Below are 21,940 nucleotides of genomic sequence, written 5' to 3' on the forward strand. Positions count from 1 at the left end.
CCGAGACCATGACTGCAGACCGTGCTCTGTACATCCCGCCTTACAAGGCTGACGACCAGGATATCGTCGTCGAACTGAACGCGCGCTTCGGCGCCGAGACCTTCACTCTGCAGCCGTCGCTGACCGGCATGCCGGTGCTCTGGGTACCGCGCGAGCGCCTGCTCGAAGTGCTCGGTTTTCTGCGCCAGGTGGCCAAGCCCTATGTGATGCTCTACGACCTGCATGGCGTCGATGAGCGCCTGCGCACGCACCGCCAGGGCCTGCCCGACGCCGACTTCAGCGTGTTCTACCACCTGATGTCGCTGGAGCGTAACAGCGACGTGATGATCAAGGTGGCACTGAAGGAAAGCGACCTCAGCCTGCCGACTGCCACGTCCGTCTGGCCCAACGCCAACTGGTACGAGCGCGAAGTCTGGGACATGTACGGCATCGACTTCCGCGGCCATCCGCACCTGGCGCGCATGCTGATGCCGCCGACCTGGGAAGGCCACCCGCTGCGCAAGGATTACCCGGCGCGCGCCACCGAGTTCGACCCCTACGCGCTGAACGCCGCCAAGCAGGACCTGGAGCAGGAAGCCCTGCGCTTCAAGCCCGAGGACTGGGGCATGAAGCGCGGCAGCGAGCATGAGGACTACATGTTCCTCAACCTCGGCCCGAACCATCCCTCGGCGCACGGGGCCTTCCGCATCATCCTGCAGCTCGACGGCGAGGAAATCGTCGATTGCGTGCCGGAGATCGGCTACCACCACCGCGGCGCCGAGAAGATGGCCGAGCGGCAGAGCTGGCACAGCTTCATTCCCTATACCGACCGCATCGACTACCTCGGCGGGGTGATGAACAACCTGCCCTACGTGCTCGCGGTGGAAAAGCTCGCCGGTATCAAGGTGCCGGCGCGGGTCGATTTCATCCGCGTGATGATGGCCGAGTTCTTCCGCATCCAGAACCACCTGCTGTACCTGGGCACCTACATCCAGGACGTCGGCGCCATGACGCCGGTGTTCTTCACCTTTACCGACCGCCAGCGCGCCTACAAGGTGATCGAGGCGATTACCGGCTTTCGCATGCACCCGGCCTGGTATCGCATCGGCGGCGTCGCCCACGACCTGCCGCGTGGCTGGGACCGCCTGGTGCGCGAGTTCCTCGACTGGATGCCAAAGCGCCTGGCCGAGTACGAAAAGGCGGCGCTGAAGAACAGCATCCTGCGCGGGCGCACCATCGGCGTGGCCGCCTACAACACCAGGGAAGCGCTGGAATGGGGCGTCACCGGCGCCGGCCTGCGCGCCACCGGGCTGGATTTCGACCTGCGCAAGGCGCGGCCGTATTCGGGCTACGAGCACTTCGAGTTCGAGGTACCGCTGGCCGCCAATGGCGATGCCTACGACCGCTGCATGGTGAAGATGGGCGAGATGCGCGAAAGCCTCAGGATCATCGAGCAGTGCCTCAAGCACATGCCCGAGGGGCCGTACAAGGCGGACCATCCGCTGACCACGCCGCCGCCGAAGGAGCGCACGCTGCAGCACATCGAGACCATGATCACCCACTTCCTGCAGGTCTCCTGGGGCCCGGTAATGCCGGCCAACGAAAGCCTGCAGATGATCGAAGCGACCAAGGGCATCAACAGCTACTACCTGACCAGCGACGGCAGCACCATGAGCTACCGCACGCGCATCCGCACGCCCAGTTTCCCGCACCTGCAACAGATTCCCTCGGTGATCCGCGGCAGCATGGTCGCGGATCTGATCGCCTACCTGGGCAGCATCGATTTCGTCATGGCCGACGTGGACCGCTGATATGAGCACGCTTATCAAGACCGACCGTTTCGTTCTCAGCGACGCCGAGCGCACGGCCATCGAGCACGAGATGCACCACTACGAAGACCCGCGCGCGGCCAGCATCGAAGCGCTGAAGATCGTGCAGAAGCAGCGCGGCTGGGTGCCCGATGGCGCCGCCGATGCCATCGGCGAGCTGCTCGGCATTCCGGCGAGCGACGTCGAGGGCGTGGCCACCTTCTATAGCCAGATCTTCCGCGTGCCGGTCGGGCGCCACATCATCCGCGTCTGCGACAGCATGACCTGCTACATCGGCGGCCACGAATCGATCCTCGGCGCCATCGAGCAGCAGCTCGGCATCGCGCCGGGCCAGACCACCGCCGACAACCGCTTCACCCTCATCCCGGTGTGCTGCCTGGGCAACTGCGACAAGGCCCCGGCGCTGATGATCGACGACGACACCTACGGCGACGTCAGCGCCGCCGGCGTCGCCGCCCTGCTGGAGGCCTACCCATGACCCGAGCGCTCGCCTCCCTCGGCCCGGCCAACCGCGCCGCCCGCCACGAGGAAACCCATCCGCTGACCTGGCGTCTGCGCGACGACGGCCAGCCGGTCTGGCTCGAGGAATACCAGCAGAAGAACGGCTACGCCGCCGCACGCAAGGCGCTGGCGGAAATGGCTCAGGCCGACATCGTCCAGCAGGTCAAGGAATCCGGCCTCAAGGGTCGCGGCGGCGCGGGTTTCCCCACCGGCGTGAAGTGGGGCCTGATGCCCGCCGACGAATCGCTGAACATCCGCTACCTCTTGTGCAATGCCGACGAGATGGAGCCCAACACCTGGAAGGACCGGTTGCTCATGGAGCAGCTGCCGCACCTCCTGGTCGAGGGCATGCTGATCAGCGCCCGCGCGCTGAAGGCCTACCGCGGCTACATCTTCCTGCGTGGCGAGTACGTCGACGCGGCGCGCAACCTCAACCGCGCCATCGAGGAAGCCAAGGCCGCCGGCCTGCTCGGCAAAAACATCCTCGGCAGCGGCTTCGATTTCGAGCTGTTCGTGCACACCGGTGCCGGGCGCTACATCTGCGGTGAAGAAACCGCATTGATCAATTCGCTCGAAGGCCGCCGCGCCAACCCGCGCGCCAAGCCGCCCTTCCCCGCCGCCGTCGGCGTCTGGGGCAAGCCGACCTGCGTGAACAACGTCGAGACGCTATGCAACGTGCCGGCGATCATTGGCCACGGCGTCGACTGGTACAAATCGCTCGCCCGCCCCGGCAGCGAAGACATGGGCACCAAGCTCATGGGCTTCTCCGGCAAGGTGAAGACCCCCGGCATCTGGGAAGTACCGTTCGGCATCAGCGCCCGCGAGCTGTTCGAGGACTACGCCGGCGGCATGCGCGACGGCTATACGCTCAAGTGCTGGCAACCCGGCGGCGCCGGTACCGGCTTCCTGCTGCCCGAGCACCTCGAGGCGCAGATGTACGCCGGCGGTATCGGCAAGGTCGGCACGCGCATGGGCACCGGCCTGGCGCTGGCGGTCGACCAGACCGTGAACATGGTGTCGCTGCTGCGCAACATGGAAGAGTTCTTTGCCCGCGAGTCCTGCGGCTGGTGCACCCCTTGCCGCGACGGCCTGCCCTGGAGCGTGAAGATCCTGCGTGCGCTCGAGCGCGGCCAGGGCAGCGAACAGGACATCGCCACGCTCCTGCAGCTGGTCGACTTCCTCGGCCCGGGGCGCACCTTCTGCGCCCACGCACCGGGTGCCGTCGAGCCGCTGGGCAGCGCGGTGAAGTATTTCCGGGACGAGTTCGAGGCCGGCGTCGCCAGACAGGCGAGCGCCCGCCCCGAGCCGGCCCTCGGTAGCTGAGATCGATCCGGTGAGCGCACGCATCGGCGAGAAGTTGGCCCAGGCCATTGCCTCGCCTGCCGGCGCCACCGGCCAAGCCTTTCCCATTAGCCTGGCCCGCCTTGCGGGTAAGAAGAAGATCCAATGGCCACCATCCACGTAGACGGCAAAGCCTACGAGGTCGACGGGGCGGACAACCTGCTGCAGGCCTGTCTGTCGCTCGGTCTCGACATTCCCTATTTCTGCTGGCACCCGGCGCTCGGCAGCGTCGGCGCCTGCCGGCAGTGTGCGGTCAAGCAGTACCAGGACGAGAACGACACCCGCGGTCGCCTCGTCATGTCCTGCATGACCCCTGCGACCGACAAGACCTGGATCAGCATCGACGACGAGGAAGCCAAGGCCTTCCGCGCCAGCGTCGTCGAGTGGCTGATGATCAACCACCCGCACGACTGCCCGGTGTGCGAGGAAGGCGGCCACTGTCACCTGCAGGACATGACGGTGATGACCGGCCACAACAAGCGCCGCTACCGCTTCACCAAACGCACCCATCAGAACCAGGAGCTCGGCCCGTTCATCGCCCACGAGATGAACCGCTGCATCGCTTGCTACCGCTGCGTGCGCTACTACAAGGATTACGCCGGGGGCACCGATCTCGGCGTGTTCGGCGCGCATGACAACGTCTATTTCGGCCGCGTCGAGGACGGCGTGCTGGAAAGCGAATTCGCCGGCAACCTCACCGAGGTCTGCCCGACCGGCGTGTTTACCGACAAGACCCACTCCGAGCGCTACACCCGCAAGTGGGACATGCAGTTCGCGCCAAGCATCTGCCAGCAGTGCGCGGCCGGCTGCAACATCAGCCCCGGCGAGCGTTACGGCGAGATCCGCCGCATCGAAAACCGCTTCAACGGCGAGGTCAACCACTACTTCCTTTGCGACCGCGGCCGCTTCGGCTATGGCTACGTCAACCGCAAGGACCGTCCGCGCCAGCCGCTGCTGGTCAAGGAGAACCAGGTGCTGGGCGTAGACGCCGCCCTGGACAAGGCCGCCGACCTGCTGGCCCGCCACCGTCTGATCGGCATCGGCTCGCCACGCGCCAGCCTGGAGAGCAACCATGCCCTGCGCGAGCTGGTTGGCGCTGAGCATTTCTATTCCGGCATCGCCGCCGCCGAGCTGGAGAACCTGCTGCTGATCCGCGACATCCTGCGCGACGGCCCGCTGCCGACGCCGTCGATGCGCGAAATCGAGGAGCACGATGCCGTGTTCGTCCTCGGCGAAGACCTGACCCAGACCGCCGCGCGCCTGGCGCTGGCCCTGCGCCAGGCCGTCAAGGGCAAGGCCACCGAAATCGCCGCCCAGGCGAAGATCCCCGAGTGGCATCAGGCGGCGGTACAGAACGTCGCCCAGCACGCGCTGAGCCCGCTGTTCATCGCCAGCGTCAGCGAAACGCGGCTGGACGATGTGGCTTGCGAAACGGTCCAGGCCGCCCCCGACGATCTGGCCCGTCTGGGCTTCGCCGTTGCCCATGCCATCGACCCCAGCGCCCCGGCCGTCGCCGGGCTCGACGAGGAGGCACGGCAACTGGCCGGGCGCATCGCCGAAGCCCTGCTCGCGGCCAAGCGCCCGCTGGTGGTCTCCGGCGCTTCGCTCGGTTCGCGCGCATTGATCGAAGCCGCGGCGAACATCGCCCAGGCCCTGGCCAACCGCGCGAAGGCCGGCTCGCTCAGCCTGGTAGTGCCCGAGGCCAACAGCCTGGGCCTGGCGCTGATGCTCGAAGGCGACAGCACCGATCGCTCGCTCGACGCCGCGCTGCGCGCGCTCGTCGGCGGCCAGGCCGCCGCTGTACTGGTATTGGAAAACGACCTCTACCGCCGCGCGGATCGCGCCGCCGTCGATGCCGCGCTGGATGCGGCCCAGGTAGTCATCGTCGCCGACCACCAGCAGACCGAGACCGCCGCGCGCGCCGACCTGCTGCTGCCGGTGGCCAGCTTCGCCGAGGGCGACGGCACCCTGGTCAGCCAGGAGGGTCGCGCGCAGCGCTTCTTCCAGGTCTATGAGCCGAGCTACTACAACGCCGACATCCGCGTGCGCGAAGGCTGGCGCTGGCTGCATGCGCTGCACTCGACGCGCCAGCACCGCCCGGTGGACTGGACGCAGCTCGACCAGGTCACCGAGGCCTGCGCCGCCGCCCATCCGCAGCTGGCCGGCATCCGCAACGCCGCGCCAAAGGCGGACTTCCGCATCAAGGGCCTGAAGCTCGCCCGCGAGCCGCATCGCTACAGCGGCCGTACGGCGATGCGGGCCAACATCAGCGTGCACGAGCCGCGCCAGCCGCAGGACCCGGATTCGGCCTTCGCCTTTTCTATGGAAGGCTACGCCGGCAGCGCCGAGGACCGACAGCAGATTCCCTTCGCCTGGTCCCCGGGCTGGAATTCGCCGCAGGCCTGGAACAAGTTCCAGGACGAGGTCGGCGGCCACCTGCGCGCCGGTGATCCTGGCGTGCGCCTGATTCCCGCCGGCAGTGGCCGCCTGGGCTGGTTTGCGGTCAATGCACCCTTCGCCCCGGCTCGCGGCCAGTGGCAGGCGGTCGCCCTCCATCATCTGTTCGGCAGCGACGAAACCTCGGCCCTGGCCGCGCCGATCCAGGCGCGCATGCCCAAGCCCTATGTGGCCCTGAACGGCGCCGAGGCCGCACGCCTGGCCGTGAACGAGGGCGCGCTGCTCAGCTTCGAGTTGCGCGGCCAGCGCCTGCGTCTGCCGCTGCGCGTCCTCGACGACCTGCCGCTCGGCCTGGTCGGCCTGCCCGTCGGCCTGCCGGGCGTTCCCGCGGCCTTTGCCGGCGCGACCGTCACCGCACTCGAGGAGGCTGCCCAATGAGCTGGCTCACGCCCGAACTCATCGCCGTGATCGTCCAGGTGCTCAAGGCCATCGTCATCCTTCTGGTGGTGGTGGTCGCCGGCGCACTGCTCAGCTTCGTCGAGCGCCGCCTGCTGGGCCTCTGGCAGGACCGCTACGGCCCGAACCGGGTCGGCCCGTTCGGCCTGTTCCAGCTCGCTGCGGACATGCTGAAGATGTTCTTCAAGGAAGACTGGACGCCACCTTTCGTCGACAAGCCGATCTTCACCCTGGCGCCGGTGGTGGCGATGAGTTCGCTGCTGATCGCCTTCGCCGTGGTGCCGGTGACGCCGACCTGGGGCGTGGCGGACCTGAACATCGGCCTGCTGTTCTTCTTCGCCATGGCCGGGTTGACGGTGTATGCGGTGCTCTTCGCCGGCTGGTCGAGCAACAACAAGTTCGCCCTGCTCGGCAGCCTGCGCGCCTCGGCGCAGACGGTGTCCTACGAGGTGTTCCTCGGCCTGTCGCTGATGGGCATCGTCGCCCAGGTCGGCTCGTTCAACATGCGCGACATCGTCGAGTACCAGCAGCAGCACCTGTGGTTCATCATCCCGCAGTTCCTCGGCTTCGCGACCTTCTTCATCGCCGGTGTCGCGGTGACCCACCGCCACCCGTTCGACCAGCCCGAGGCCGAGCAGGAGCTCGCCGACGGCTACCACATCGAATACGCGGGCATGAAGTGGGGCATGTTCTTCGTCGGCGAGTACATCGGCATCGTGCTGGTCTCAGCGCTGTTGACCACGCTGTTCTTCGGCGGCTGGCACGGCCCGTTCCTTGAGGCGCTGCCCTGGCTGTCGTTCTTCTGGTTCGCGCTCAAGACCGGCTTCTTCATCATGGTCTTCATCCTCTTGCGCGCCTCGATCCCGCGGCCGCGCTACGACCAGGTGATGGCCTTCAGCTGGAAGTTCTGCCTGCCGCTGACCCTGATCAACCTGCTGGTGACCGGCGCGCTCGTGCTGGCCGCGCAGTAAGGAGAGGACGCAATGTTCAAGTACATCGGCGAGGTGCTGCACGGCACCTACACCCAATTGCGCAGCCTGGTGATGGTGTTCGGCCATGCCTTCCGCAAGCGCGACACCCTGCAATACCCCGAAGAACCGGTCTACCTGCCGCCACGCTACCGCGGTCGCATCGTGCTGACCCGCGACCCCGACGGCGAGGAGCGCTGCGTGGCCTGCAACCTCTGCGCGGTGGCCTGCCCGGTCGGCTGTATCTCGCTGCAGAAGGCCGAGACCGAGGACGGCCGCTGGTACCCGGAATTCTTCCGCATCAACTTCTCGCGCTGCATCTTCTGCGGGCTGTGCGAGGAGGCCTGCCCGACCACCGCGATCCAGCTGACCCCGGACTTCGAGATGGGCGAGTACAAGCGTCAGGACCTGGTCTACGAAAAGGAAGACCTGCTGATCTCCGGCCCCGGCAAGAACCCGGACTACAACTTCTACCGCGTCGCCGGCATGGCCATCGCCGGCAAGCCCAAGGGCGCCGCCCAGGCCGAGGCCGAGCCGATCAACGTCAAGGGGTTGCTGCCATGAGCCCGTGCCGTATCGCTTGCCTGCTCCGCTCCGTCAGGCGCTCCGCACCGGGTGCGCCTGTGGCCTTCGCGTCGAGGACCTGACCCATGGAATTCGCCTTCTACTTCGCCTCCGGCGCGGCGGTGGTGGCCACCCTTCGGGTGATCAGCGCCAGCAACCCGGTGCATGCCCTGCTCTACCTGGTCATCTCGCTGCTGGCGGTGGCCATGTGCTTCTTCTCCCTCGGCGCGCCCTTTGCCGGCGCGCTGGAGATCATCGTCTACGCCGGCGCCATCATGGTGCTGTTCGTCTTCGTCGTGATGATGCTCAACCTCGGCCCGGCGGTGGCGCAGCAGGAACGCGCCTGGCTGACGCCAAAGGTCTGGCTGGGACCTTCGTTGCTGTCCGCCGCTCTGCTCGCGCAACTGCTCTATGTGCTGTTCAGCGAGCCGAGCAACGCCACCCTGGCCGCAACCAGCGTCGGGCCCAAGCAGGTTGGCGTCGCCCTGTTCGGCCCCTACCTGCTGGCCGTCGAGCTGGCCTCGCTGCTGCTGCTCGGCGCGCTGGTCGCCGCCTATCACCTGGGCCGTCACGAGGCGAAGGAGTAACGCATGCAAGCCATACCGCTCGAACACGGCCTGGCCGTCGCCGCCGTGCTGTTCTGCCTGGGCCTGGTGGGCCTGATGGTGCGCCGCAACATCCTGTTCATGCTGATGAGCCTGGAAATCATGATGAACGCCGCGGGCCTGGCGTTCGTCGTGGCCGGTAGCCGTTGGGGCCAGCCGGATGGGCAGATCATGTTCATCCTGGTAATCACCCTGGCCGCGGCCGAGGCGGCCATCGGCCTGGCGATCCTGCTGCAGCTGTACCGCCGCTTCAACACCCTCGACGTCGACGCCGCAAGCGAGATGCACGGATGAACCTACTACCCCTGACCTTCGCGTTCCCGCTGCTGGGCTACTTTCTGCTCGCCTTCTCGCGCGGGCGGCTGTCGGAAAACCTGGCGGCGATCATCGGCGTCGGCTCGGTGGGCCTCTCGGCCCTGACCAGCGCCTGGATCATCTGGCAGTTCAATGTCGCGCCGCCCGCCGCGGGCGTGCATACCCAGCTGCTCTGGCAATGGCTCGATGTCGCGGGCTTTCGCGCCGATATCGGCCTGCACCTGGATGGCCTGTCGCTGACCATGCTCGGCGTGGTCACCGGCGTGGGCTTTCTGATCCATCTGTTCGCCAGCTGGTACATGCGCGGCGAGGAAGGCTACTCGCGCTTCTTCGCCTACACCAACCTGTTCATCTTCAGCATGTTGCTGCTGGTTCTCGGCGACAATCTGCTGCTGCTGTACTTCGGCTGGGAAGGCGTGGGCCTGTGCTCGTACCTGCTGATCGGCTTCTACTTCAAGGAACGCAAGAACGGCAACGCGGCGATGAAGGCCTTTATCGTCACCCGCGTCGGTGACGTGTTCATGGCCTTCGGCCTGTTCATCCTCTTCGTCCAGCTCGGCACGCTGAACATCCAGGAGTTGCTGACGCTGGCGCCGCAGCGCTTCGCCGAAGGCGATCTGTGGATCACCCTGGCGACCCTCGCGCTGCTCGGCGGTGCGGTGGGCAAGTCCGCCCAGCTGCCGCTGCAGACCTGGCTGGCCGACGCCATGGCCGGCCCGACGCCAGTCTCGGCGCTGATTCACGCGGCAACCATGGTGACTGCCGGCGTGTACCTGATTGCCCGCACCCACGGCCTGTTCCTGCTGGCACCCGAAGTGCTCGAACTGGTCGGCCTGGTCGGCGCGGTGACGCTGGTGCTGGCCGGCTTCGCCGCGCTGGTGCAGACCGACATCAAGCGCATCCTCGCCTACTCGACCATGAGCCAGCTGGGCTACATGTTCCTCGCCCTTGGCGTGCAGGCCTGGGACGCGGCGATCTTCCACCTGATGACCCACGCCTTCTTCAAGGCGCTGCTGTTCCTCGCCTCGGGTGCGGTGATCCACGCCTGCCACCACGAGCAGAACATCTTCAACATGGGCGGGCTGTGGAAGAAGCTGCCGCTGGCCTACGCCAGCTTTGTCGTCGGCGGCTGCGCACTGGCCGCGCTGCCGCTGGTCACCGCCGGCTTCTATTCGAAGGACGAGATTCTCTGGGAGGCCTTCGCCAGCGGCCACCAGGGCTTGCTGTATGCGGGCCTCGCCGGCGCCTTCCTGACTTCGCTGTATACCTTCCGGCTGATCTTCACCGCCTTCCACGGCGAGGCGAAGACCCAGGCGCATGCCGGCCATGGCCTGGCCCACAACCTGCCGCTGGCGGTGCTGATCGTGCTGTCGACCTTCGTCGGTGCCTGGATCGCGCCACCACTGGCCGGCGTATTGCCGGAGAGCATCGGCCACGCCGGTGGCGAGGCCAAGCACAGCCTGGAGATCGCCTCCGGCGCCATCGCCCTGGCCGGCATCGTCCTCGCGGCGCTGCTGTTCCTCGGCCGGCGCAGCCTGGTCAACGCCGTCGCGCAGAGTGCCCCCGGCCGTCTGCTGGGTGCCTGGTGGTATGCCGCCTGGGGCTTCGACTGGCTTTACGACAAGCTCTTCGTGCAGCCCTACCTGCTGCTCTGCCGGCTGCTGGCGCGCGACCCGATCGACGCCACCATCGGCCTGGTTCCGCGCACCGCGCAAGGCAGCCACACGCTGCTGAGCCGCAGCGAAACCGGCCGACTGCGCTGGTATGCGGTGTCCCTCGTCGGCGGAGCAGTGCTACTGCTCGGCATCGTTCTGCTCTGACTTGCCCAAGGACCATCAATCGTGATTCTGCCCTGGCTAATCCTGATTCCCTTCATCGGTGGCCTGCTCTGCTGGCTGGTCGAGCGCTTCGACCAGACCCTGCCGCGCTGGATCGCCCTGTTCACCATGGCCCTGCTGTTCGGCCTGGGCCTCTGGCTCTGGGGCTCGGGTGACTACAGCTTCGCCCCGCGCCCGGACGCCGCCGCTAGCTGGCCGCTGGAGTTCAAGCACGTCTGGATCGAGCGTTTCGGCATCAACCTGCACCTGGCGCTGGACGGCCTGTCGCTGTTGATGATCCTGCTCACCGGCGTGCTCGGCGTGCTCTCGGTGCTCTGCTCGTGGAACGAGATCCAGCGCCACGTCGGCTTCTTCCACCTCAACCTGATGTGGATTCTCGGCGGCGTGGTCGGCGTGTTCCTTGCGCTCGACCTGTTCCTGTTCTTCTTCTTCTGGGAAATGATGCTGGTGCCGATGTACTTCCTCATCGCGCTCTGGGGTCACAGCTCCAACGAGAACAAGCGTTCGCGGATCAACGCGGCGACCAAGTTCTTCATCTATACCCAGGCCAGCGGCCTGATCATGCTGGTCGCCATCCTCGGCCTGGTGCTGGTCAACTACAGCAACACCGGGGTACTGACCTTCGACTACGCCCTGCTGCTCAAGGCGCAGCTCGACCCGGCGATCGAGTACCTGCTGATGCTCGGCTTCTTCATCGCCTTTGCGGTGAAGTTTCCCATCGTCCCGCTGCACGCCTGGCTGCCCGACGCCCACGCCCAGGCGCCGACCGCAGGCTCCGTCGACCTGGCCGGCATCCTGCTCAAGACCGCCGCCTACGGCATGATCCGCTTCGCCCTGCCGCTGTTCCCCAATGCCTCGGTGGAGTTCGCCCCGATCGCCATGGCGCTGGGCCTGATCGGCATCTTCTATGGCGCCCTGCTGTCGTTCGCGCAAAGCGACATCAAGCGCCTGGTGGCCTACTCGAGCATTTCGCACATGGGCTTCGTGCTCATTGGCATCTACTCGGGCAGCGAGCTGGCGCTGCAGGGCGCGGTCGTACTGATGATCGCCCACGGTCTGTCGGCCGCCGCGCTGTTCATCCTCTGCGGCCAGCTCTACGAGCGCCTGCATACGCGCGACTTGCGCGAGATGGGCGGCCTCTGGTCTCGGCTGCCGTGGCTGCCGGCGCTGAGCCTGTTCTTCGCCGCCGCCTCGCTCGGCCTGCCGGGCACCGGCAACTTCGTCGGCGAGTTCGTCGTGCTGTTCGGTGCCTTCGCCCAGGCGCCCTGGGTGGTGGTAATGGCGACGTTCGGCGTGGTACTCGCCTCGATCTACTCGCTGGCGATGGTTCATCGCGCACATTTCGGCCCGGCCCGTAGCGACGCCGCACTGGCCGGCATGGACGCCCGCGAGGTCGGCATGATCCTGCTGCTCGCCGCGCTGCTGGTACTGCTCGGCGTCTATCCGCAGCCGGTCTTCGATACCTCGCTGGCGACCATGAACGGTGTGCAGCAGTGGATCGGATCCGCCCTCTCCCCTCTCGTTTCGGCCCGGTAGTCGCGCTATGGAATTCACTGCACAACACTTCATCGCCCTGCTGCCGTTGCTGGTCGTCAGCGCCACCCTGGTGGTGGTGATGCTGGCGATCGCCTGGCGGCGCAACCATGGCCTGAGCTTCGTGCTCAGTGCCGCTGGCCTGGTACTCGCGCTGCTCTCGATCCCCGTCGCTCATCAGCCGGTGGCGCTGCAGGTCACCAGCCTGTTGCAGTTCGACAGCTTCGCCTACTTCTACATGGCGCTGATCCTGCTGGCGACGCTTGCCTGCGTGACCCTGGCGCACGCCTACCTGGGCGAGAAGCCCGGTGCCGAGGGTTTTCCCGGCAACCGCGAGGAGCTCTATCTGCTGATGCTGCTGTCGGCGGCCGGCGGCCTGGTACTGGTCTGCGCACGGCACCTGGCGGGCCTGTTCATCGGCCTGGAGCTGCTTTCGGTGCCGGTCTACGGGCTCGTCGCCTATGCCTTCTTCAACAGGCGCTCGCTGGAGGCCGGCATCAAATACATGGTGCTGTCGGCCGCCGGCAGTGCGTTCCTGCTGTTCGGCATGGCGCTGCTGTATGCCGAATCCGGCAGTCTGGCGTTCGTCGAGATCGGCACCAGCCTTGCCGCGCAGGGCGCCTCGCCGCTGGTCCAGGCCGGCATTGGCCTGATGCTGATAGGCCTCGGTTTCAAGCTCTCGCTCGTGCCCTTCCACCTGTGGACGCCGGACGTCTACGAGGGCGCGCCGGCGCCGGTGTCGGCATTCCTGGCCACGGCCAGCAAGGTCGCGGTGTTCGCCGTGCTGCTGCGCCTGTATCAGCTCTCACCGGCCACCAGCGGCGGCTGGCTGAACGATGCCCTGAGCCTCATCGCCATTGCCTCGATCCTCGGCGGTAACCTGCTGGCGCTGAACCAGAGCAACCTCAAGCGTCTGCTCGGCTACTCCTCCATCGCCCACTTCGGTTATCTGCTGGTGGCACTGATCGCCAGCGATGGCCTGGCGGTGGAGGCCATCGGCGTCTACCTGGCCACCTATGTGCTCACCAGCCTCGGAGCCTTTGGTGTGATCACCCTGATGTCCAGCCCGTTCAAGGGCCGCGACGCCGATGCGCTGTACGAATACCGTGGGCTGTTCTGGCGCCGCCCTTACCTGACCGCAGTGCTCACGGTGATGATGCTGTCCTTGGCCGGTATCCCGCTGACGGCTGGCTTCATCGGCAAGTTCTACGTGGTGGCCACCGGTGTCGAGTCGCGCCAGTGGTGGCTGATCGGTGCGCTCATCGCCGGCAGCGCCATCGGCCTGTATTACTACCTGCGGGTGATGGTCACGCTGTTTCTCGTCGAGCCGGGGCTGCGCCGTCACGATGCGCCGTTCGACTGGGGCCAGCGTGCCGGTGGCGTGATGCTGCTGGCCATCGCACTGCTGGCGTTCTTCCTTGGTGTCTATCCCCAGCCGCTGCTGGAACTGGTGCAGCAGGCGGGTCTCGCGGCCCTCTGATTCACCCGCGCAGCAGCCAGAACGCCCCGCCCGTCGGGGCGTTCTGCTTTACGCATCAGCCCCGCTGCCGTTACCCCGTCATCCTGCCACCAGGTGAAGCGCAGGCGGCTCGCCCGGTGTCCCCTTGTTTCAACGAGGCAATGCCGTCACGCATTGGCCGCTTGGACCGACGCGCCACGCAGCCAGACAGCACTGTGCTGATCGGCCAGCACTCGACGCACAGCGCTTTGCCCCTCCTCCGTTCAGGTAGCAGCGTCGGACCGCGCCCTTTGACCCTCTTGTGCCTTACAAAGCAAAGAGGCCCGCATCTTCCGATGCGGGCCTCTGCGTGCAGCGGCTGCGATCAGCCCGCCAGTGCGGGGTCGCCCACCTTGCCGGCGAGCTTCTCCGGCTTGATCAGGAAGCGCGCCAGCGCCGGCAGCAGCCAGATGGCGCCGACCATGTTCCAGAGGAACATGAAGGTCAGCATCAGGCCCATGTCCGCCTGGAACTTGATCGCCGAGAACACCCAGGTGACCACGCCGATGGCCAGGCAGATGCCGGTGAACACCACCGCCTTGCCGGTCGACTTCAGCGTCTGATAGTAGGCCTCCTGCAGCGTCATGCCCTGGCGCAGGTAGCTCTCCAGGCGACTGTAGATGTAGATGCCGTAGTCGACGCCGATACCGACACCCAGGGCGATGACCGGCAGGGTCGCGACTTTCACGCCGATCCCCATGAAGGCCATCAGCGCATTACCGAGGATCGAGGTCAGCACCAGCGGCAGGATCACGCACAAGGTCGCCGCGACGGAACGGAACGTCAGCAGGCACATGAAGCTGACCGCCGCATACACCGCAATCAGCATGGTGATCTCGGACTCGGCGATCACCTCGTTGGTCGCCGCCTCGATCCCGGCATTACCGGCAGCCAGCACGAACTCCAGCCCTTCGCGGTTGTTTTCCTCGGCGAACTCCTTGGCCACCGCAACCACATGCTGCAGCGTCTCGGCCTTGTGATCATTGAGGAACACCAGCACCGGCGCCAGCGAGCAGTCGCTGTTGTACATGCCCTCGGCACGGGCAATGGAATTGTTCAGCACGAAGGGGTTGCGCGACAGGGTTTCCCACTTGAGGCTGCCCTCGTTCATGCCCTTGATGCCCTGCCGCGCGACCGTGACCATCGAGACCGCCGACTGCACGCCTTCGGTGTTCTCCATGCGCCACATCAGCTCATCCATCGCCGACAGCGTGTCGTAATGCGCGCAGCCTTCGGGCGCGGTCTTGACCATCACGACCAGGACGTCAGAGCTCGTCGAGTAGTTGCGGATGACGAAGTCGTTGTCCAGGTTGTAGCGCGAATCGGGATGCAGCTCCGGCGCGCCCTGATCGAGGTCGCCGATCTTCAGGTTCTGCCCGTACCAGAGTCCACCGGCCAGCGCGAGCACGGCGATGCAGATCGAAATCGGTGCGACCGTCGGATTGGCGAAGTTCGACAGCAGACGCCAGAACGGATGATCCTTGGCGGCTTCCTCGCGGCTCTGCTTGATCGCCTTCTGGCTGATGCCCAGGTAGGAAATGGTCACCGGCAGCAGGATCAGGTTGGTCAAGATGATCACCGCCACACCCAGCGAGGCGCCGATGGCCAGTTCGCGGATCACCCCGATATCGATCAGCAGCAGCGTCACGAAGCCCACCGCATCGGAGAGCAGCGCGACCATGCCCGGCACGAACAGCTGGCGGAACGCCATGCGAGCTGCCGCCAGCGGATCGGTGGTCTGCCCCGAGGCGATCGCGATGCCGTTGATCTTCTGCACGCCGTGGGAAATACCGATGGCAAATACCAGAAACGGCACCAGCATCGAATAGGGATCGAGCCCGAAGCCCAGGGTGTGCAGCAGGCCCAACTGCCAGACCACCGCGATCAGCGTGGTGACCAGTACGGCGACCGTGCTCTTCACGCAGCGGGTGAACCACAGCAAGAGGAAGAAGGTGACGCCGATGGCGACGATGAAGAACAGCGCCACGTCGACCAGGCCGTCGATCAGGTCACCCACCTTCTTGGCGAAACCGATGATGTGCACCTGCACATTCGGGTTCTGCGCCTGGTACTTGTCGCGGATCTTCTGCTCGAGTTCGTGGGAAAACTGCTGGTAGTCCAGCTTGATCTGCCGTGCGGGGTTCTCCGGGTCCGGGTAGGACTCCATCAGCGGCACATCGACAATGCTGGATTTGAAGTTGTTCGCCACCAGGCGACCGATCTGGCCCGAGCGCAACACGTTGTCGCGCAGATCGTCGAGGCTTTCCGGCGAACCGTCATAGGTCTGCGGTATCACCTCGCCACCGGCGAAGCCCTCTTCCGTCACCGCGGTCCAGCGGACGCTCGGGCTCCACAGTGATTTGAGGTTGGAGCGATCGACCCCGCGGATGTAAAACACCTCGTCATGGATCTGCCGCAGCGTCTCCATGTACTCCTTGGTAAAGATGTCACCATCGACCGCTTCGACGGAAATACGCACCGTGTTGCCGAGGTTGGCCAGGTCGTTGCGGTGTTCGAGCATCTTCTGGATGTACGGATGGCCCAGCGGAATCATCTTTTCGAAGCTGGTTTCCGGACGCACTTGAGCGGCCTGGTAGAACAGCACGATGCTGATCAGCAGGCAGATGAAGATGACCGCCGGTCGATTGTTGAACACCAGGCGCTCGAGAAAGGACGCCGGTCGTTGCTGATGTTGGCTCATGCGTAGATAACTCCCGGCTTACTTATTGTTTTGTGCCAGATCCGCGCCGGTTGGCGAGGCGAGATGGACGCCGCCTTGCCCGACGAGAACGAGGTTGCCGCCGTTGTCGGCCGCGACGCCGGCGAGCGACAGGCGATCGGGACGCGCGTGGTAGGAGAATGTCCGCCCCTGGTCGGCGCTGGTCAGTACGCTGCCGCCATGCCCGACGACCACGACACGCCCGTCCGGCAGCCGTGCGCCATCGGCCAGGCCGGCCTCCAGGACGTTGCCGCCGCCGTTCTGCAGGCGGATCTGCTGCCAGCTGTCACCGAAGTCGGTCGAGCGGAACAAGTGGCCGCGCAAGCCGTAAGCGAGGACGACCTCCGGGTCGTTGCCGCCGAGCACGCCAAAGAAGGAACCGTCATAGGGGGATTCGACACGTTCCCAGGACTGGCCGAGGTCACGCGAGCGGAAAATGCCGCCCATCTCGCCGACGATGAACAGGCCGCGGTCGCCGACCTGGGCAATGGCGTTCAGGTGATAGCCGTCTTCGTTGTCCAGCCGGTCGCTGACATCGTTCCAGTGCTGGCCACCGTCGGTGGTTTCCAGCAGGGCACCATAGGCACCAACCGCGATGCCGTGCTGCGCATCGCCAAACCAGACGTCCAGCAGGGGGGCCTCGCGCTCGCGCTCCTCGTACTGCACGGTCCAGGTCTGCCCCGCGTCGGCGGTAGCGAGGATCAGCGCATCGTGGCCAACCGCCCAGCCATGCTGCTCGTCGGCAAAATAGACGGCCGTGAGCATCTGCCGGGTCGGCACCTTGGCCTGGGTCCAGCTGCGACCTTCGTCATCGGAATAGAGGATGTGCCCGCGATCACCGGCGGCCACCAGGCGCTTGCCGGCACGCACGACGTCGAGCAACAGGCTGGAAACGGCCTTGGGCGATTCGATGGAATAGCGAACCTGCGGATCGGCAACCGCCTGCGCCTGGGCGATCGAGGCTGCCCCCAGCAGCGAGAACGAAATGACGCCACACAGCGATAGCACGCCTATCGCCGGGCCCCGAGGAACCGCATGGCGAGCGATAGCCAGAGCGCGGCCGGACAAAGCGCGCCGCGAAACGGGCTCACGCATACATACCCCCTTTATTCTTATTTAGGTAAGGCCCGGTTTTTACCAGGCAGCATCATCTAGCCAGCTTTCAGGAAGCCTTACAATTGGCGGGACGTTATGTTTTGTTAACTCTGACGTGGCGATTGGCGGGCCATCAGGGCCGGTTATGCAGGGCCCGCCATGCGGGGCTTTGCACGGGCCAGCGCGCCGGCCGGCCGCGTTGCACGACCGGCCGGTAACGGTGATTCAGGCCAGGCTCTTGCTGACCACTTCGTACACGTCGCTGGAGAGCTCGCCGGACGCGAGGATTCGCTCGAGCTGCCCCTTCATCAACAGCTGGCGAGCGGAATCGTACTTGCGCCAGCGGGTCAACGGCGCCAGCAGCCGGGAAGCGATCTGCGGATTCATCGCGTTGAGCGTGATCACCTGGTCGGCCAGGAAGGCGTACCCGGCGCCGTCGGCCCGGTGGAAATTGACAAGGTTCTGGTTGGCGAACGCACCGATCAGGGCGCGGACCTTGTTCGGGTTCTTCAAGGTGAAGGCCGGGTGGTTCATCAGCTGCTGAACGCGCTCCAGGCCGCCCGGCAACGGGCTGCCGGCCTGCACGCTGAACCACTGATCCATGACCAGCGGGTTGTCCTTGAAGTGCTCGGCGAATGCCTGCAGCGCCTTGTCGCGCTCGGCCTCGAACGGAGAGTTGACCAGCACGGCCAGCGCCGTGAGTCGCTCGGTCATGTTGTCGGCCTGCTCGAACTGCTCGAGGCAGGCCTCGAGTACCTCGGCTTTCTCGCTCAGCATGAGGTAGGACAACGCAATATTCTGCAGCGCGCGACGAGCGAAATGCTCGGCCGTGGCGACATAGGGCGTCTCCCGCGAAACCGCGCGATTGGCCTGATAACGCTGCCAGAGCGGCTCGAACAGGGCTTCGGCGATACGCTTGCGGGCGAACTCGCGGGCCGCATGGATGGCATCGACGTCGGCCACTTCGGCGATCTCGGTAAGGTAGGCCTCGCCGGGCAGCGAGAGCATCTCGGCAACCATCGCAGGATCGAGTCGTTCGTTGCCCAACAGGGTGCACAGCGCCTCGACCAAACGCTCGTCCATCGCCAGCGCCTCGCCACGCTGCTGCTGGCCGATCAGCTCCTGCAGCACCTGCACCGCCAGCTGTTGCCCGGCCTCCCAGCGGTTGAAACCATCGGAATCGTGCTGCATGAGGAACATCAGCTGGTCGCGGTCATAGGCGAATTCCAGCTTCACCGGTGCGGAAAACCCGCGCAGCAACGACGGCAGCGGACGCTCGGCGACATCGACGAAGGTAAAGCGCTGCTCGGCCTCGCTCACCGCGAGCACCCGGCTGGTGCCCCTGGCCGACGCCTCGCCCTCCAGGCGCAGCGGTATGTCGGCACCATCCGCGGCCAGCAGCCCCAGCTCCACCGGGATCACGAAGGGCTCCTTGGTCGCTTGGCCGGGCGTCGGCGGGCAGCTCTGGCGGAAGGTCAGGGTATAGGTCTGCGCAGCCGCGTCGTACTCCTCGCTGACGGCCAGACGCGGTGTGCCGGCCTGGCTATACCAGCGCTTGAACTGGCTGAGGTCGGCCGCGTTGGCATCCTCCATCGCCTTGACGAAGTCATCGACGGTCACCGCCTGGCCGTCGTGGCGCTCGAAGTACAGGTCGCTGCCCTTGCGAAAGCCCTCCTTGCCCAGCAGCGTCTGGATCATGCGTACCACTTCGGCACCCTTCTCGTAGACCGTCAGGGTGTAGAAGTTGGAGATTTCGATGAAGGATTCCGGGCGCACCGAATGGGCCATGGGACCGGCATCCTCGGCGAACTGATGGGTGCGCAGATAAGCCACGTCCTCGATGCGCTTGACCGTCGGCGAGTTCATGTCGGCGGAGAACTGCGAGTCGCGGAACACGGTGAAGCCTTCCTTGAGCGACAGCTGGAACCAGTCGCGGCAGGTCACGCGGTTGCCGGACCAGTTGTGGAAATACTCGTGGGCGACGATCGCCTCGACGCGCTGGTGCGCCGCGTCAGTGGCGGTTTCGGCACGTGCCAGCACCGCGCTGGAGTTGAAGATGTTGAGCCCCTTGTTCTCCATGGCGCCCATGTTGAAATCGTTCACCGCGACGATCATGAAGATGTCCAGATCGTATTCGCGGCCATAGGCCTCTTCGTCCCACTTCATCGAACGCTTGAGGCTGTCCATGGCGTGCTGGCACTTGTCGATGTTTTCCGGCTCGACATAGATGCGCAGCGCCACCTCGCGCCCGCTCATGGTGGTGAAGCTGTCCTCGACGCACCAGAGGTCGCCCGCGACAAGGGCGAACAGATAGGCCGGCTTCTTGAACGGGTCCTCCCAGGTCGCCCAGTGCCGGCCATCGTCCTCTTCGCCGCTGGCGATCGGGTTACCGTTGGAAAGCAGGATCGGATAGCGCTGCTTTTCCGCGCTGACCGTCGTGGTGAAACGGCTCATCACATCCGGCCGATCCAGGTAATAGGTGATCTTGCGGAAGCCTTCGGCCTCACACTGGGTGCAGAACATCTTGCCGGACTTGTACAGCCCCTCGAGTGCCGTGTTGCTCTCGGGATGGATCACCACCGTGCTGTCGATGACGAACTGTTCGGCCTGCGGCTGCAGCGTCAGGCTGTCGGCACTGACCTGGTAATCGCCCAGGCCGAGTTCCCGATCATCGAGCGCGAGCGACAACAGCTCCAGGTCCTGGCCGTGCAGCTCCAGCGGCGGCAGCGCGCCGGCCGCCTGCGCGGGGTTGCGCCGCATCACCAGCTGAGCGTGCACCAGGGTGCGGTCCTCATGCAGCTCGAAGGTCAGATGGGTCTCGTCGATCAGGTACTCGGGTGCCTGGTAATCCTTGAGATGAATGACTTTCGGTTGTTCGGTGCGCATGGAAACCTCGTCGGCTGAGCTTCAAGCGGCAAGCTTCAAGCAGGAAAGTGGCGATGGCGCCAGCCCTGGGGGCCGCGCCGCAATGCCTCGAGCTTAACGCCTGTCGCGGGGGACTTGTAGGGTGGAAAACGGCGAAGCCTTTTCCGCGCGGCTGCTCCGCCCCGCTCACCCTCGAGCCTGGCGCTGGCGCTGGCGACGGCTTGGCCCCGGCTGGCAGCGGCCTGGGCCTGGCGCTGGCAGCCGGCGTCAGGCCGTGGTGGAAAAGCGCTTCGCGCGTTTTCCACCCTACGCCACGCTGCTGGCAGCTACCTGGTAGGCGGTGAACTTGCGGATGTTGATCACGCCGGTATCGAGGATCAGGTATTGACCCTTGATGCCCTTGAGCGTGCCTTCCACCACCGGCGTCTTGTCCAGATCGAGGCTGACCACCTTGGTCGGATAGGCCTCGACCGGGTAGCGGATCTCTACCACCTCGGCGCTGGGCAAAAGCTGCAGGGCCTGCAGGCCGAAGCGCTGTTGCAGGTAATCGAGGCCCTCGGCACAGGCATCGAAGATGCGCTCGCGCACGGCGGGCAGGTCCAGCGGTTCCGCGTCGCCCTTGAGCAACGCGCGCCAGTTGGTGCGGTCGGCCACCTGGCTGCGCAGCAGGTCCTCGACCAGCCCGGACTGCTGCCGGGTGGCGACGCGCATGATCGGCAGGGCCTGGCTGGCCCCCTGATCGAGCCAGCGTGTGGGCAACTGGGTCGCGCGGGTGATACCGACCTTGATGCCGGACGAGTTGGCGAGATAGACCACGTGGTCGGTCATGCAGAACTGCGTGCCCCAGTCCGGATCGCGGCAGGTGCCGAGCTCGTGGTGGCATTTTTCCGGGCTGACGATGCAGGTGTCGCACTGGGGCAGCTTCTTGAAGCAGGGATAGCAGTAACCCTGGCTGAAACTCTTGTTGGTCTTGCGCCCGCAGTGCGTGCAGTGGATCGCGCCCAGATACTCGAGCTTCAGCCGCTTGCCGATCAGCGGATTCACCGGCACCCGGCTGTCGCCCAGGCGGAAGTGATACTGAGCCGTGGCGCCCAGTTCGACGGCCATCTTGTCCAGGGCGCCGCGTCCGAGCTCCTGCATCAGTGGCGGGTCCCCGATGCCGGGGCGAACAGGCTGGTGTCGACCGGGGCCTCGGCCTTCTTGCTCTTGGAGCCGCATTCCTGGCCGCCCATGAAGCCGGTGCGCTCTTCTTCGGGCAGGTTTTTCATTTCCCAGGCGATCATCGCCGCCAGGCAGGTTTCCTTCTGCTCCTGAGTGAGCTTGCGCCCATCGCCCCACTTGCCGAGTTCAACGGCCTGTTTGAGGTTCTCGTAGATTTCAGGGGTGATGTTTTCGATGGCTTCGATAAAGGACGACATGGCCGACTCCCGGAGAAAC

Annotated in this window: 16 protein-coding genes; 11 read left to right on the plus strand and 5 right to left on the minus strand. The window is 65.7% G+C overall.

Annotated features, from left to right (window positions below):
* Nucleotides 1-8 precede the first annotated feature (8 nt).
* The 11 genes from nuoC (at nucleotide 9) to nuoN (ending at nucleotide 13,806) form a co-directional block, all read left to right on the plus strand.
* The gene (gene nuoC, locus AC0KXH_RS11015) at nucleotides 9-1,790 is read left to right on the plus strand and encodes an NADH-quinone oxidoreductase subunit C/D (RefSeq protein ID WP_061338950.1); all 1,782 of its coding nucleotides are present in this window, start codon (nucleotides 9-11) and stop codon (nucleotides 1,788-1,790) included.
* Between the two features lies 1 nt (nucleotide 1,791).
* Nucleotides 1,792-2,286, plus strand: a complete 495-nt coding sequence (nuoE, locus tag AC0KXH_RS11020; RefSeq protein WP_041104975.1) for an NADH-quinone oxidoreductase subunit NuoE — start codon at nucleotides 1,792-1,794, stop codon at nucleotides 2,284-2,286.
* Nucleotides 2,283-3,632, plus strand: coding sequence for an NADH-quinone oxidoreductase subunit NuoF (gene nuoF, locus AC0KXH_RS11025; protein ID WP_041104974.1), 1,350 nt, complete (start codon nucleotides 2,283-2,285; stop codon nucleotides 3,630-3,632). The genes nuoE and nuoF overlap by 4 nt, the downstream gene beginning before the upstream one ends.
* Nucleotides 3,633-3,755: 123 nt before the next feature.
* Nucleotides 3,756-6,485 carry an NADH-quinone oxidoreductase subunit NuoG gene (gene nuoG, locus AC0KXH_RS11030; protein WP_041104972.1) on the plus strand — a complete coding sequence of 910 codons (2,730 nt, stop codon included), beginning with the start codon at nucleotides 3,756-3,758 and terminating at the stop codon, nucleotides 6,483-6,485.
* Nucleotides 6,482-7,474: an NADH-quinone oxidoreductase subunit NuoH gene (gene nuoH / locus AC0KXH_RS11035; RefSeq protein WP_043220650.1), complete on the plus strand. Its 993-nt coding sequence runs from the start codon at nucleotides 6,482-6,484 to the stop codon at nucleotides 7,472-7,474. The genes nuoG and nuoH overlap by 4 nt, the downstream gene beginning before the upstream one ends.
* A 12-nt stretch (nucleotides 7,475-7,486) precedes the next feature.
* On the plus strand, nucleotides 7,487-8,035 hold the full coding sequence (gene nuoI / locus AC0KXH_RS11040) for an NADH-quinone oxidoreductase subunit NuoI (RefSeq protein WP_041104969.1): 549 nt from the start codon (nucleotides 7,487-7,489) through the stop codon (nucleotides 8,033-8,035).
* Between the two features lie 86 nt (nucleotides 8,036-8,121).
* Nucleotides 8,122-8,622: an NADH-quinone oxidoreductase subunit J gene (gene nuoJ, locus AC0KXH_RS11045; RefSeq protein WP_061338953.1), complete on the plus strand. Its 501-nt coding sequence runs from the start codon at nucleotides 8,122-8,124 to the stop codon at nucleotides 8,620-8,622.
* Nucleotides 8,623-8,625: 3 nt separating this feature from the next.
* Entirely contained in the window at nucleotides 8,626-8,934 is a 309-nt protein-coding gene (gene nuoK / locus AC0KXH_RS11050) for an NADH-quinone oxidoreductase subunit NuoK (RefSeq protein WP_041104965.1), read from the plus strand.
* Nucleotides 8,931-10,775: an NADH-quinone oxidoreductase subunit L gene (gene nuoL, locus AC0KXH_RS11055; protein WP_212543258.1), complete on the plus strand. Its 1,845-nt coding sequence runs from the start codon at nucleotides 8,931-8,933 to the stop codon at nucleotides 10,773-10,775. The genes nuoK and nuoL overlap by 4 nt, the downstream gene beginning before the upstream one ends.
* A 21-nt stretch (nucleotides 10,776-10,796) precedes the next feature.
* Nucleotides 10,797-12,329 carry an NADH-quinone oxidoreductase subunit M gene (nuoM, locus tag AC0KXH_RS11060; protein ID WP_312570930.1) on the plus strand — a complete coding sequence of 511 codons (1,533 nt, stop codon included), beginning with the start codon at nucleotides 10,797-10,799 and terminating at the stop codon, nucleotides 12,327-12,329.
* 7 nt (nucleotides 12,330-12,336) lie between these two features.
* Nucleotides 12,337-13,806 carry an NADH-quinone oxidoreductase subunit NuoN gene (gene nuoN / locus AC0KXH_RS11065; protein ID WP_165563210.1) on the plus strand — a complete coding sequence of 490 codons (1,470 nt, stop codon included), beginning with the start codon at nucleotides 12,337-12,339 and terminating at the stop codon, nucleotides 13,804-13,806.
* A 343-nt stretch (nucleotides 13,807-14,149) separates the two neighbouring features.
* Here nuoN and AC0KXH_RS11070 read toward each other — a convergent pair whose 3' ends face one another.
* The 5 genes from AC0KXH_RS11070 to AC0KXH_RS11090 all read right to left on the minus strand — a co-directional run bounded on the left by AC0KXH_RS11070 (nucleotide 14,150) and on the right by AC0KXH_RS11090 (nucleotide 21,921).
* On the minus strand, nucleotides 14,150-16,525 hold the full coding sequence (locus tag AC0KXH_RS11070) for an efflux RND transporter permease subunit (protein WP_041104957.1): 2,376 nt from the start codon (nucleotides 16,523-16,525) through the stop codon (nucleotides 14,150-14,152).
* An 18-nt stretch (nucleotides 16,526-16,543) separates the two neighbouring features.
* Nucleotides 16,544-17,638: a WD40/YVTN/BNR-like repeat-containing protein gene (locus AC0KXH_RS11075; RefSeq protein ID WP_052264558.1), complete on the minus strand. Its 1,095-nt coding sequence runs from the start codon at nucleotides 17,636-17,638 to the stop codon at nucleotides 16,544-16,546.
* A 225-nt stretch (nucleotides 17,639-17,863) separates the two neighbouring features.
* Nucleotides 17,864-20,524 (minus strand): aminopeptidase N, encoded by a 2,661-nt coding sequence (gene pepN / locus AC0KXH_RS11080; RefSeq protein ID WP_488223407.1) that lies wholly within the window; start codon nucleotides 20,522-20,524, stop codon nucleotides 17,864-17,866.
* A 285-nt stretch (nucleotides 20,525-20,809) separates the two neighbouring features.
* Entirely contained in the window at nucleotides 20,810-21,643 is an 834-nt protein-coding gene (locus AC0KXH_RS11085; RefSeq protein WP_043220666.1) for a DUF2797 domain-containing protein, read from the minus strand.
* Nucleotides 21,643-21,921: a YeaC family protein gene (locus AC0KXH_RS11090; protein ID WP_041104950.1), complete on the minus strand. Its 279-nt coding sequence runs from the start codon at nucleotides 21,919-21,921 to the stop codon at nucleotides 21,643-21,645. The genes AC0KXH_RS11085 and AC0KXH_RS11090 overlap by 1 nt, the downstream gene beginning before the upstream one ends.
* Between the last annotated feature and the right edge of the window lie 19 nt (nucleotides 21,922-21,940).

The organism is Stutzerimonas sp. CXK-1 (genome assembly GCF_057738225.1).